The 13,358-nt window shown below is 68.9% G+C and carries 8 protein-coding genes and 3 pseudogenes; 3 read left to right on the top strand and 8 right to left on the bottom strand.

Features of this window, described 5'->3' with window-relative positions; translation table 11 throughout:
* Positions 1 to 74 precede the first annotated feature (74 nt).
* Entirely contained in the window at positions 75 to 1,208 is a 1,134-nt protein-coding gene (locus OG417_RS39590) for an IS630 family transposase (RefSeq protein ID WP_329240179.1), read from the top strand.
* 52 nt (positions 1,209 to 1,260) lie between these two features.
* Here OG417_RS39590 and OG417_RS39595 read toward each other — a convergent pair whose 3' ends face one another.
* Both OG417_RS39595 and OG417_RS54590 read right to left on the bottom strand, forming a co-directional pair.
* Entirely contained in the window at positions 1,261 to 2,685 is a 1,425-nt protein-coding gene (locus OG417_RS39595) for a M1 family metallopeptidase (RefSeq protein ID WP_329240181.1), read from the bottom strand.
* Positions 2,686 to 3,946: 1,261 nt separating this feature from the next.
* Positions 3,947 to 4,117: a hypothetical protein gene (locus tag OG417_RS54590; RefSeq protein ID WP_442875605.1), complete on the bottom strand. Its 171-nt coding sequence runs from the start codon at positions 4,115 to 4,117 to the stop codon at positions 3,947 to 3,949.
* 2 nt (positions 4,118 to 4,119) lie between these two features.
* Here OG417_RS54590 and OG417_RS54595 point away from each other — a divergent pair.
* Positions 4,120 to 4,491: pseudogene (locus OG417_RS54595) on the top strand (alpha/beta hydrolase); the annotation flags it as partial.
* A gap of 47 nt (positions 4,492 to 4,538) precedes the next feature.
* Here the strand turns inward: OG417_RS54595 and OG417_RS39600 are convergent.
* Together OG417_RS39600 and OG417_RS39605 are read right to left on the bottom strand one after the other, a co-directional pair.
* Positions 4,539 to 4,829 (bottom strand): hypothetical protein, encoded by a 291-nt coding sequence (locus tag OG417_RS39600; RefSeq protein WP_329240182.1) that lies wholly within the window; start codon positions 4,827 to 4,829, stop codon positions 4,539 to 4,541.
* Positions 4,830 to 4,989: 160 nt separating this feature from the next.
* Entirely contained in the window at positions 4,990 to 5,433 is a 444-nt protein-coding gene (locus tag OG417_RS39605; RefSeq protein ID WP_329240185.1) for a MarR family winged helix-turn-helix transcriptional regulator, read from the bottom strand.
* Positions 5,434 to 5,651: 218 nt separating this feature from the next.
* On the opposite strand from OG417_RS39605, the pseudogene OG417_RS54600 reads away from it, so the two are divergent.
* Positions 5,652 to 6,323: pseudogene (locus OG417_RS54600) on the top strand (sensor histidine kinase); the annotation flags it as partial.
* Between the two features lie 14 nt (positions 6,324 to 6,337).
* Here OG417_RS54600 and OG417_RS39610 read toward each other — a convergent pair.
* From OG417_RS39610 to OG417_RS39625, 4 genes and pseudogenes are all read right to left on the bottom strand, one after another.
* Positions 6,338 to 8,836, bottom strand: a complete 2,499-nt coding sequence (locus OG417_RS39610) for an ABC transporter permease (RefSeq protein ID WP_329240187.1) — start codon at positions 8,834 to 8,836, stop codon at positions 6,338 to 6,340.
* A gap of 2 nt (positions 8,837 to 8,838) precedes the next feature.
* A pseudogene (locus OG417_RS39615) lies at positions 8,839 to 9,602 on the bottom strand (ABC transporter ATP-binding protein).
* A gap of 176 nt (positions 9,603 to 9,778) precedes the next feature.
* Positions 9,779 to 12,592: an FtsX-like permease family protein gene (locus OG417_RS39620; RefSeq protein WP_329240189.1), complete on the bottom strand. Its 2,814-nt coding sequence runs from the start codon at positions 12,590 to 12,592 to the stop codon at positions 9,779 to 9,781.
* Between the two features lie 64 nt (positions 12,593 to 12,656).
* Positions 12,657 to 13,334, bottom strand: a complete 678-nt coding sequence (locus tag OG417_RS39625) for an ABC transporter ATP-binding protein (protein WP_329240190.1) — start codon at positions 13,332 to 13,334, stop codon at positions 12,657 to 12,659.
* Between the last annotated feature and the right edge of the window lie 24 nt (positions 13,335 to 13,358).

The following is a 13,358-nucleotide window of genomic DNA, read 5'->3' on the forward strand; positions in this document are numbered from 1 at the left end:
AACGTTTGCCCTGTTGCGGTGACGCGCCGTCGGGATGCTGGCCCCAGGCGGTAGGTCACGGCCAGTCTGTGCGGGTGGCAGAACGGGTACGGGTCCGTGAGATCGATGAGGACGAAGGCCGTCGGCTGTTGCGGATCATCCGCAGGGGCACCGGGTCGGTGGTGACCTGGCGACGGGCTCAGATGGTGTTGCTGTCCGCTCAGGGCATGAGCGTCAAGAAGATCGCCGAGGTCACATTCACCAGCGGTGACCGTGTCCGGGATGTGCTCCACAACTTCAACGCCGATGGCTTCGATTCGCTGTATCCGAAGTACTCCGGCGGGCGGCCGAAGACGTTCACCCTGGCCGAACGCCGGGAGATCAAGAAGATCGCCAAGTCCAGGCCGGCCGAGCACGGCCTGCCGTTTTCGACCTGGAGCCTGGCCAAGCTGGCCGACTTCCTGGTCGCCGAGGGGGTGGTCGACGACATCAGCCACGAGGGCCTGCGCATCCTGCTCCGCGAGGAAGGCGTCTCGTTTCAACGCGTGAAAACCTGGAAGACCTCCCGCGATCCGGACTACGCCGCCAAGAAAGCCCGCATCGAGCACCTGTACGCGGTCGCCGATGGGGAGGTCATCCCCGAGGAAGGCGAACCTGAAGTCGTCTTCTGCCTGGATGAGTTCGGCCCGCTCAACCTCCAGCCCCACCCGGGCCGCCACTGGGCCGAACGCGGCGGCCGGCACAAGGACCCCGACCGCCAACCCAGGCCCCGCCGGCGGGCGACCTACACCCGCCCGCACGGGGTCCGGCACCTGTTCGCCGCCTACGACCTGGGCCAAGACAAGCTTTACGGGCACATCAAGAAGACCAAGAACCGCTCGAAGTTCCTGGAATTCTGCCGCTACCTGCGCAGCCTCTATCCCGCAACCGTCCGCATCGCGATCGTGTGCGACAACTACTCCCCGCACCTGACCACCAAGCGATGCCATCGGGTCACCGACTGGGCCGAAGCCAACAACGTCGAGATCGCCTACACCCCGACCAACTCCTCATGGCTCAACCGGATCGAAGCCCAGTTCACCGCCCTGCGCTACTTCCCCCTCGACGGCACCGACCATGCAAGCCACAAGGAACAAGGCAGCATGATCCGCCGCTACATCATCTGGCGGAACAAACACGCCACCGACCAGCGACTACGCGAGGTCGTCAACAAGGCGAACGTTGCTTGATGCGGCACTAGAAGCGTGGTTTCCCGGCCAGGTGTACGACGGCTAGAGGTGATCACCAGTCTGGGTGGCCGGGCATGGGCGGCGTCTTGGACTCGTACAGCCAATCGTGGAGGAAATCGTCCATTTGCGGTCCGGCGACCCGGTGGGCGACCGCCATGAAATCGGCTGTGCTCGCGGAGCGATCCCGGTACCGGTCGAAGTAGGTCCCGACGATCTGCTGGAACCCGGCATCGCCGACCTTCTGGCGCAGCGCGTACAGCACCAGCGGCCCCACACCACGGCTGACACCGAACATGGCGTCGGCCCTTCGCGGCCGCGCCGGCGTGATACCCATGGAGCGAATCTTCTGGTCGCCCTGGTATGCCTTACGCATCGCCGTGTCGAGCGGCGTGCCGCCGTGCTCAGCCGCCCACATCTGGTCCAGGTACGAGGCGAACCCCTCGCTCAGCCACAGGTCGCTCCACGTCTTGACCCCTGCGGAGTCACCGAACCACTGGTGCGCCAGCTCGTGCACGATCTCCTGGGAGTCGGACAGATCGGACGCCGTAAAGATCGGAAGTGTCTGCGTCTCCAACGCGAAGGTCTGCTCCGGAGGCGACCCGCTCACCCCGAGCACGCCCGCCGCCTCGAACGGATAACGGCGGCCGATCTTGTTCTCCAGCCACGTCAGATACTCCGGTAGCCGCTGGAGGTTCGCAATCGTGGAACCGGCGGGTACCGCGCTGCGCAACGGCAGCCCATGCGGCCCCTGGCCCTGGACGATTTTGAACCTGCCGACCGCCAACTGCGCGAGTTGCGTGGCCATCGGATGCTGCGACGAGTAGACCATGGTCGTGCGATCGGCTTTGATGCTGCGAGAGGTCTGCGTCCCGTTGGCGATGGCGGTCCAGCCGTTGGGCACGGTCACCCGATAGCGAAAGATCGCCTTGTCGGTGAGGTCGTCGTTGCACGGGAAGAACAGATGCGCGCGATCGGGCTGCCCCCACCACGCGAACCCACCGCCCCCGGTATCGCCCCATCCCGCACTGGGGTCGACCGTCGATGGGACCTTTGCGTCGCGGTCCGCCGTGTAGCGCACGGTCACCCGGAAGAGGCCGCGGTCAAGTCCGCGCGCCGGGACGACCACCAGCTTCTGCCCCTTCGCCTGGAACCGGGCCGGCCGGGCGTCGACCGACACCGAGTGCACGGTGCCGCCGGCGAAGTCCATGCCGAACCGCGCCAGCGGCTTGTGCGCCTGCGCCGTCATCGTGGCGGTGCCATCGACCGTCCTGCTCTTCGCCCCGACGTCGAAGTTCAGGTCGTAGGCGCGCGCGTCATAACCGTCGTTGCCCAGCCCCGGCAAGAGCGGATCGGGACTGCGCGTCGCTGCGGTAGAGGTGACCTCGCCGGCAGAGTCGCTCACGGCGCAGCCGGTCGCGAGGCCCATCGCCAGGGGCATGGCGATCGAGACAGGGATGATGATCGACAGGGATTTCATACCCGACATCGTTGTCAGCACCAAGATCCCCCGGCAACGAACTCAGGTCGGGTTGCGGCATAAACCGACGGTCTGACCGGCGGGCAGCCTGAATCCGTCTTCAGGCTGATCGCGCGCCGCGGCATTGCCACCAAAGGCGAACCACATCGCGACCCGCACACTACGCAAGGAATTTTCAGCTGCGTGGCCGGCGTAGGTTCCGGCCGGGACCCGCTCTCGCCAGGCGAGGAGGTCGCACGGTTTTTACTCGGCGATTCATGCGCTCGCAGTATTGACAACACTCCAAGTAGGAGACTTCAGGGGATTTTTGCGGTTTCGGATCGCAGGCCCTGCCGATCCGCACGCCGCCGTCCACGCGAGTGGCGCGCTCCCGCCGGGCAACGACCGGCGAGGAGTGGGCCATCCCTGTTCCGTTGAGACGGTGTCGAGCGCTGATGCATGGCGAGGTTCAACGCCGTCGATGTTGACCCACTGACCGGCGACCTTTGAGTAGAAGCCGATCGCGGCCCGGCCGTTGGCGACCCGGACGTTCGACCACATCCGGTTCGTGTACGGCGAAGACGACGCGCTCACCCGCGTCAAGCGCGTCACGTTCGAAGAGATGCTCGACGGCGAAGGCCACGCCAACGTCAATCCCGACAGCCCCGCGAGCAGCGGTTCGCCAACATCTCCCGGATTACGGACTCGAGAAAAAGCCCTGGGCGTAGTAGCGATCGAGATCAAGCGCGTCGACCCGTCCGCGGCATCTGACCCGAGCACGGCGACACACCGCCCGCCCCCACGAGGTGGCCGACGACAGTTTGAACCCGCGCCACCCGCCGCGCGTATCTCAAGAAGAGGGGATGAAGGGACTCCCTCTCGAACGGCTCCGGGTGGCACCGACCCCGTCACCGGAGCCGCACACGGGACCGCACATCCCGTGTCATCGGGCTGTCGGGCGGTGCCAGCACCGCCCCGTTGCGGCCGCCTGACAGCCCCCGCCCCGAAGGCGATGGCCCGGAGTCCTCACTCGCTCATGCACATAAACGAAAGCCGCCGCTATCCGAAGAGAGCGGCGGCTTTTGGGTGAGTTTCTCACTCTCCAGGCGCACCTAAAGCACCCAAACAGGGCTCCCGCCGGCCCCATCGAAAGCCGTCCGCGACTCACACCTGGCCCCGAAGACACCCAGAGCCACGGCTGTGTTATCTCCTGTCATGATCTTGCGGCTCTTATCCACCGGAACACCGGATGATCGTGTATACGACGACATCAAGGAAAATGTCACGTGCGTAAATGGTTGACCCGGCCCGGGCTGGTGTTGCTCGCCGCCGCGACCGCGGTCGCCGCCCTCACCTCCGGCTCCCACGCCGCCCCGGCACGAGGCCGCCTACACCTACGGCAGCGCCACCCGCCAAGGCATCGACGCCTACTGATACGACGCCGACACCCCACAGCCTGCCCTACTTCTCCTGCACGGCGGGTACTTCAACTCCGGCAGCAAAACCGACTGGGCCTCCACCGCGCGCTACTTCGCCGACCACGGCTTCGCCGTCTTCCCCGCCGACTACCGCTGGGGTACCGACGTCGCCTGGCCCGGACCCCGCGACGACGCCCTGGCCGCCCTGGCCTGGATCAAAGCCCATGCCGGTAACTTCGACACCGACCCCGCCCATGTCGCCGTCCTCGGCTCCCAAGCCGGCGGGCAACTCACCACCAGCCTGGCCACCTACGGCGCCGGACGCGACCAGGCCGACGCCGCCGTCGCCCTGTCCCCCATCAACTCCCCCCACCGCGCCCGGGCCCAAGCCCCCACCAGCAGCGCCACCGCCACCCGCCGCAACATCCGCGACCAGACCGTCAACCTCAACCACTGCTACCCCGACAAAAACGACACCACCTGCCGGAACCGCTGGAAAGACTCCGTCATCAAGACCCATGCCTCCGGCACCGACGACGCCCCCATGCACCTCACCCACTCCAGCCGCGACGCGATCCCCGCCGCCCACTCCACCGACCTACGCGACGCCGAGATCGCCAAAGGCGCCAACACCGCCGACATCTCCGTCGACGTCACCTCCGGCAACTCCTCCGGCGGACCCCTGCCGACCACCACCCTCAAAAACGCCCTCGTCAGCTGGCTCAAAGCCCGCACCCACACCACCACCCCGCCTCCGCGCGACACCGGCCCCCCTACCGCCGGCATTGGCCTGATCGACTTACACGCAGGGCTCACGGCGCCGTCGAAGTCCGGCCCTGAGTGCGGTGGGGTCGACCCGCCACCGGTGCGATCGAAGACGCCTGCCACCGCCTGGTGTCGTCGGGTGCTAGGACGGGGCGCCGTCGTCCTCGATGGCGAGCCGCGCCCAGACGGTGGCCAGGTTGCTCAGATCGTCCTCGTCGAGCCGGTCGAAAAAGAGCCTTCGCAGGTCGCCGTGCTGCTGCTTCCACGCCTTGCGCAGGAGCGCCCGCCCGTCCCGGGTCAGGACCGCCTCGAAGCCGCGCCCGTCGTCGGCCGACCGCCGCCGCTCGATCAGGCCGCGACGCTCCAGCCGATCGGCGAGCCGGGTGAACCCGCCCGTCGACATGACACGACGCTTGGCGAGTTCGGACATGCGCATGCCGTCGCGGCCGGCCTCGCCGAGCAGGGCAAGGACGCTGTACTCGGCCATGCTCACGCCCAGCGGGGCGAGTCCGGCCTCAACCTCGCGCCAGATCCGATCATGTGCGTACAGGAACCCGCGCCAGGCCTGATCCTCGAGTTCGGTCAACCGCGGGCTCACCATACGGCGAACATTACCGTCCCACCCCACCGCGACCAAGCCGCGAAGCCTGACTGTGCAGGCAGAGCCATCCCTGAAATATTTATGTGCGCAGATAGATAGCCATCCTCCGGCACGCCCGCGCGAGGATGGCGCACTGGCGACCTCGCGTAATCGACTGATGCCACCAACGCCCTGGTCGAAAGGGTCGGTGGCCACCGCCGGTGGTGTGGCATTGGTACCGCCGCAGGACGTGGCTCGTCGATGCCTCCTTCACGGTGCCGTTGCTCCTGATGACGGTGTTGGAGCCGATCAGCGAGCCGCCCGACTCGTTCGTCTCCTGGTTTCTCTCCGTCAGGCTGCTGGCGCCCCTGGCGGGGCGGCGGACCTGGCCGCGCACGGCGTACGCCGTGGTGGCGCTCTTCGCGCTCCTGGTGCTGGTGAACCAGGACCCGATGGCGCCGGACCTCATGATCCTGATGTGCCTGTACACCATCGCCGCAAGGCCCTCGCTGTGGTGGGGGATCGCCGCCGGGCTCGTGACGGAGATGGGCGCCGGGATACTGGCGTTCCGGTACGCCTCCGGGTTCCACGACCAGCTCGCCACCTGGTGGGTGGTCGCGGTGGTCTGGCTGCTCGGGCTCTACATGCGCACCCGGCGCGCCTACCTCGCCTCGCTGGAGGAGCGTGCGGCGCGGCTGGAGCGCGAGCGTGACACCGAGGTGCAGATGGCGATGGCCGGCGAACGCGCCCGCATCGCCCGGGAACTGCACGATGTCGTGGCGCACAACGTGAGCGTGATCGTGGTGCAGTCCGACGGCGCCGGCTTCGCCATCGAGACCGATCCCGGGCGGGCCAAGCAGGCGATGCAGACGATCTCCTCGACCGGCCGGCAGGCGCTCGCCGAAATGCCTCAGTCGCTCGCGAGTGACGCGACGATCGATGCCTTGGCCGCCCGGCGGCTGGGGACGACGGCGGCGAGCAGGCCCGCCAGCCCCGCCACGAGGATGAACGCGACGATCCGCACAATCGGGAAGCCGAGGACGACCCCATCCAATATGGCACTGGTCGCGGCCCAGCCGAAGCCGGCGCCGAGGACGACGCCGAGCAGCGCGCCGATCACGGCCATGATCACCGCTTCGAGCGACAGCATCCAGCGCAGCCCGTCGCGGGTCAGGCCGAGCGCCCGCAGGAGCGCCGACTCACGGGTGCGCTCGAACACCGACAACGTCAGCGTGTTGGCGATGCCGATCAGCGAGATGATGATCGCCAGCCCGAGGAGGGCTGCCACCAGGACGAAAAGCTGGTCGACGGCCTCGGTGAGCTCCTCCTTCATGTCGGCGAGGCTGCCCACCTTCACCATCGGGTACGCCTTGGTGGCGTCCTTGACCACCTGGCTGGAGACGTCGGTGGACACGCCCTTCTTCGCCTTGACGTAGACCGCCGAGTCGTTCTTGGGACCGAAGGTGCGGTCGAAGTCGGCCTCGTTGATCGTGACGTCCGGTGTCGGGGTCTCGCCGGAGAAGACCGCAACGACCCGCAGCGAAAGCCGCTGGGTGCCGTGTGTCACCGTCACCTGACGGCCCACGCCCACGCCGAAGGACTTGGCCGTGTCCTCGTGCAGCGCGACGCTGCCCGGGGCCAGGTCGGTGATCGAGCCCGCGACGATCTCGGGCTTGATCGAGCGGCCGAGCGCGTGGCCGGCGACCGTACCCACGGGGTTGTCCTCGCCATCGAGCCGCGCGTTCTCCGCGTGCCGTACCTCGATCACGTCGCTGAGCTGTGGCTTCGTGCGCAGGGTCGCGGCCATCTGCCGGGGAATGAGCTGGTCGCCGACCGTGGTGAGCTGGTAGTCGACCGGGAACTCCTTGGCGAGCTTGGCGGTCACGGTCGCCTGCGTGGAGGCCAGCGCGACCGAGAACATGGTCGTCAGTGTGACGCCGATGGTGAGGGCGATGGTGGTGATCGCGGCGCGCTTGGGGTTGCGCCCGGCGTTCTCCCGCGCGAGCCGGCCCGGCACGCCCAGCAGCCGCGCCGGCAGCCAGCCGACCACGCCGCTGAGCCGGCGGACGATGAACGGGCTGAGCGCGATCACGCCAAGGAAGACCATCATTCCCCCGGCCAGGACCATCACGAACGGCTGCTGACCCGCGTAGCCCGCCAACGCCAAGGCGATGATCAGTACCCCGGCGAAGATGAGCGGCGCACCGAGCATCATGCGGATGATGCCCGCGCGTCCCTTGACCGGCCCCTCCATCTGGCTGCGCAGTGCGGCCACCGGGGGTACGCGGGTGGCCGCGCGGGCCGGCAGCAGGGCCGCCACGAGCGTGACGATCAGGCCGACCACGAGACCGACGACGACGGGCGTGGCCGACACGGTCACCGAGCCGACCGGGGTGTTGTCGGCGGAGGCGAACAAGATCGCGCCGCCGGCGCCCAGGCCCACACCGGCGAGCACGCCGACCGCGGAGGCGGCCAGGCCGACGATGGTCGCCTCGGCGAGGACCCCGTGGAAGACCTGGGCTCGCGTCGCGCCGACGCAGCGCAGCAGTGCCATCTCCCGCGTCCGCTGGGCGATGAGGATGTTGAAGGTGTTGTAGATGACCAGCGCGGCGACCGTCAGCGCCACGATGGCGAACGCCAGGAAGAACACCGACAGGTCGCTGGTCGACAGGCCGGAGGACTTGGACAGCCGGTCGGCGAGTTGCGCGCTGGTGAGCACGTCATGGGACCCGCCGACCGCTTGCACGACCGCGTCGCGCAGTGCCGCGTCGCTGGTGCCCGGCGCGGCCTTGATGTCGATCTCCGCATAGCCGTGCTCGCCGGTCATCGCGGTGGCGGTCGCGGCGGTGAAGCCGACCCCGCCGCGGTAGGCGACCTCCTCGTTGAGGCCGAAGTCCACCAGGCCCGAGACGGTGAACGAATGCGGCCGGCCCTGCTTGTCGAGCACGGAGATGGTGCTACCGACCTTGTAGCCGGCGCGCCGGGCGATCTTGGTGTCCAGCACGGCCTCTCCAGGTCCGGACGGCGGGCGGCCGGGCTTGATCTGGTACCGCTGCATGGCGCCGGTGGAGATGGACACCCCCGCCGTACCGGCGTCGCCGTACGCCTTGCCGTCCTTACCGATCAGTGGCGCACTGCCCAGGACGAGGCCCTGGGCCTCCTGGACCCCGGACACTTTCTTGACCCGGGACAGCAGCGCGGCCGGCACGTCGTTGGATGCCCCCGTGGGCAGGATCGCGACCGAGACCTTGTCGGCGGAGGCGGTGAACTGCTGGTCGAAGCCGGCCCGCATCGTGTCGGTGAGCACGAAGGTGCCGGACACGAACCCGACGCCGAGGGTGATGGCCAGCGCGGTGAGGACCAGCCGCAGCAGGTGGGCGCGGAGCCCGGCCAAAGTCGTCTTCCACACGGTCAGACCTCCAGCCGCTTCAGCGCGTCCAGCACCGTGTCCGGCGTCGGCCCGGCCAACTCGGACCTGATCATCCCGTCACGCAGGAAGACCACACGGTCAGCGAACGACGCCGCCACCGGATCATGAGTGACCATCACGATCGTCTGACCCATCTCACGCACCGACGAACGCAAAAACCCCAGCACCTCCGTACCGGACCGGGAGTCGAGATTGCCCGTCGGCTCATCGGCGAAGATGACCTCCGGACGGTGCAGGAGGGCACGGGCGCAGGCGACCCGCTGCTGCTGACCACCGGACAGCTCACTCGGCCGATGCGAGAGACGATCGCGCAGGCCGACCGTGGCGACGATGTGGTCCATCCAGGCCCGGTCCGCCTTACGACCGGCGAGCTCCAGCGGCAGCAGCATGTTCTGCTCCGCCGTCAGCGTCGGCAAAAGATTGAACGACTGGAAGACGAACCCGATCCGATCACGGCGCAGACGGGTCAGCTGCCGATCCGACAACCCGGTGATCTCCACATCCCCGAGCATCACCGAGCCGTGATCGACCGTGTCCAGACCGGCCAGGCAGTGCATGAGCGTGGACTTGCCAGAACCCGACGGCCCCATGATCGCGGTGAAGGCACCACGGGCGAACGCCACACCCACCCCCGCAGAGCATGGACGGCGGCGTCCCCCGAGCCGTACACCTTGGTCACATCGGTGGCGATGACGGCCGGCGGGGCGTTGACAGCGGTGCTGATCACGGGTGACTCCTCGGTCATGGACGGAACGTGATCAAAACTAGGGACGGCCGGCCCCGCTGCCATCGCCCCCACGGCCATCGTCATGTCGGTCCGCGCGTTGATCCGCCGTGCGACCTGAGGACTACGAAGACCCCCGCACGGTCGTCCGCGCGGGGGGCGTGGCTGCCGCCAACACGCCACTGTCGCCCGCAAGCTCACCTGGCGGCGAGCAAAGAGGCCGGGGCGATGCGGTTCAGCGCCCGGATCGGGATGACCAGGGTGGCCGTGATCAGCAGGAGGGCGGCGAGTGCGCCGATGAGGCCGGCCGCGACGAGCATGAGGATGTGGCCGCCGAGCAGGTCGGAGCCGAGCGCGGCGATCACGCCGACGCCCAGGACCGAGCCGGTGAGGCTGCCGAGGAGAGCCAGCCCGATGCCTTCGTACAGGGTCAGGCGGGCGAGGTCGCGGGACGTCCAGCCGGTGGCCCGGAGAACGGCGAGGTCGCCGGCGCGTTCGCGCTGTGACAGGACGAGGACGTCGACGGCGCCGGCGGCGCCGAGCAGGAGAGACAGGGCGACGCTGAGATAGTCGGCGGCCCTGGCCTGGGCCACGACGGCATTGCCGAGCAACGAGCCGGTGACCTCACCCTGAAAGGCGAGCGTGACCGCGAGCAGGATCGTGAACGCCGCGACGCCGAGGGCGAGCCCGGCCGCGCCGAGGACCGTCCGCCCGGGGACGCGCGTGAGGTTCCGCAGGGCCATTCCGGCGAGTGAGCGGACCGGGCGGCTCCGGCCCGAGGGAACCACGGGCGGGCGGACGGCGTCCAGGGGTTCGACACGCGTGGCCCGCCAGGCGGGCAGCGCACCGGCCGCCAGCGCCAGCAGTACCGCGACCGGGAGGACGAGCGCCGCGTGGAGCGGCCTGGTATGCAGGTGGAGGAGAGCGCCCAGCCCGTACGCGAGGAGGCTGCCGAGGGCACCCGCGATCAGGCCGACGGCGAGCAGTTCCCCCAGGATCGCGATGAAGATGTCACGGGTGCGCCATCCGAGGCAGCGAAGTATCCCTATCTCGGTACGGCGGGAGCGGACCGAGGCGAGGGCGGACTGGCCGAGGAAGATCCCGCAGACCACCAGGACCAGCACGAACAGGACGGCGCTCTTGGTGTCCACTCCGCGCAGGATGCGCAGCGCGACGCCTTTGCTGGTCCAGCCCTCGGAGACCTTCGCGTTTCCGGGCAGGATGACGGTCTGGGGAGCGGGCGAGCTGCCGACGGTGACGTCGATGTCGAGGGTGGGGCACGCTCGGTGGATCGCGGCCACCGCGGCGTTGACACGGGCGCGGGAGACCGGATCGACGCCGGTGACGCCGGCCACGCGGATCCGGATCGCGCTGACGGGCGCCTTGTCCTGGACGCTGGGGTTGTGCCGGCTCATCGTCATGGCGGCGGCGGACGACAGGGTGGTCAGCATGGTGGGCGGCTGGCTCAGATAGCCGCCGAGGTTGCGATCGGGCCGGAGTGGCCGGTCGCCCAGGGCCGCCCGGGTCGCCGCGTCCGCTCCGGTGACCTGGGGGGACTCGTACGTCTCCATCGGCACCCTCGACAGCGCCGAGAAGCCGTGCACCTTGGCGCTGTCGAAGCGGCCGACGAACCTGAGGATGGGGGTCTCCGTACGGGAGTCATCGGGCGTGCCGCCGCAGGTGTTCTCGAGCGCGCAGCGGGTGGAAGTCCAGCCGGTCACGTCGCGGAACTGGGTGCCGGTGTTCTCCTCGGGTGCGGGCAGCCAGTCCTCATCGTCCGGAATGAACCACATGTGCGGGTCCGCGGGCGGCCGGGGCACGGCGGTGAAGCCTCCGGCGGACGACCGGTAGCGGACCGGGCCCACCGTCATGTAGGCGCCGGTGGACCACGCCGCCACGGCCAGGTCGGTGTTGTCGTACGCGTCCGCGAGATCGGCGCTGGCCTGCCCCACCGGGGTGCCGTGCAGGCCGTCGACGAAGGCGCGCGCGCCCGGGCCGCCGAGCCGGGCCGGCAGTCGCCGCGGATCGCCGGAGTCCAGCCGTTCCACCGTCGCGGTGAGCCGGCCCGAGCTCATCACGTGGTCGCTGAGCAGCACGGGAACGTGCAGGTTCCGCTGACCGTCGACCAGCTCCTGGGCGACGGTGTCCGGGCCCCAGTACGGTTTGTCCGACGCGGTGAGCATCCGGCCGGAGGTGACCGCGCCGTGCAGGCCGACGAGCCTGTCCTCCTGGACCGGGTCGATCGCGGACAGCAGCACGGGGAACACGGTGGGGATTTCGGCGTACGCGTGGTTCGGGCCCGCCTGGCAGGTCAGCCGTGACCGGGTCGCGGCAGTGAAGGGCGTCTTCGGACGGCCTTCCCGGTCCAGGTCGTCCAGGGAGGTGAGTGGACCGCCGTCCTTGCCGGTCACCCCGGCCGCGTCCCTGTTGTAGTACCAGCAGACCCAGTACTTCCCGCCAGGCGCGGTCTCCCGCTGGAGATCGTAGTAGAAGCCACCGGGGTTGCCGACGACCTTTATCGGATCGGTCCTGGTGAGGTAGACGTACTGGTCGGCGACCGGATAGCGGGACAGCCCGGCGGAAAGAGCGGGTCTGAGGCGCAACAGCTGGGCCGGCGCCGTGCCGTCCACGAAGGCCGAGACATCGATCTTGATCGTGCTCTTCAGCGGGATGTAGCCGATGTTGGCGATCGGCGCGGCGACGTCGAGCTGCGGCAGGTTCTTGATCTTCTCGTACTGATCCAGCGTGATGCCGCCGAAGATTCCGGACAGGAAGTCGGCCTCGACCAGGCCCTTCTGGCGCTCCAGCTCGGTCGTGGTTCCGGGCGGGCGGACCAGTATGTCGTAGGCGGAACGCGCGTTCGCGTTCACGGTGCCGACCGTTTCGGCGCGGCTGGTCCTCACCGCCGAGGTGAGCAGGGTGAAGCTGGTGGCGGCCACGAGGATTCCGGCGGCCAGGGCGAGGGCCCGGCCGAACCTGCGCCGCAGCTGCGACCAGATCAGCGCGGTCACCGGCCGGCCTCTCGCGAGAAAGTGACCATGAGGACGGCGCCTTCGATTCCGTCGCTCCGCCCGGTCACGGGCGGAGCCCGCCGAGCCGGTCCAGGACGTCCGTGGCGGGACCGACGGAGTCGTCCCCGATGACGCGCCCGTCCTGGAGGCGGATGATCCGGTCGCAGCTGGCGGCGACCTCCATATCGTGGGTGGCGATCAGCATCGTCATCCCGTACTCCTCGCGCAGGTCCAGCAGCAGGTCGATGATCTCCCGTCCGGTGGAGCCGTCGAGGTTGCCCGTGGGTTCGTCGGCGAGCAGGAGGGACGGCCGGTTGATCAGCGCTCGGGCGATCGCGACCCGCTGCTGCTGGCCACCCGACAGCTCCGAGGGCAGGGCGGAGGCCCGCTCCGCGAGCCCGACGGCCTCGAGCAGGTCACGCGCGCGTTCCTTGCGGTCGAACTCCACCCGGCGCGGCAGGACGGGAACGAGGACGTTGTCGAGCACGGTGAGGGCGGACAGCAGGTGGAACTGCTGGAACACGAACCCGATCCGGCGGCGGTGGGCGTCGAGTCCCCGGCGCTTCAGCGGAGTGCCGTCGATCTCGATCGAACCCTCGTCGGGCAGGTCCATTCCGCCGACGAGATGGAGGATGGTCGACTTGCCCACTCCGGACGGGCCCACGATCGCAGCCGCGACACCGTCTTCGACGCTCAGGTCGATGCCATCGAGGGCGGTCAGTCCCGCGTAGCGACGACTCACCCCACGCAGGACCACCTTCATCAC

It is taken from the genome of Actinoallomurus sp. NBC_01490 (assembly GCF_036227085.1).
GTDB lineage: Bacteria > Actinomycetota > Actinomycetes > Streptosporangiales > Streptosporangiaceae > Actinoallomurus > Actinoallomurus oryzae.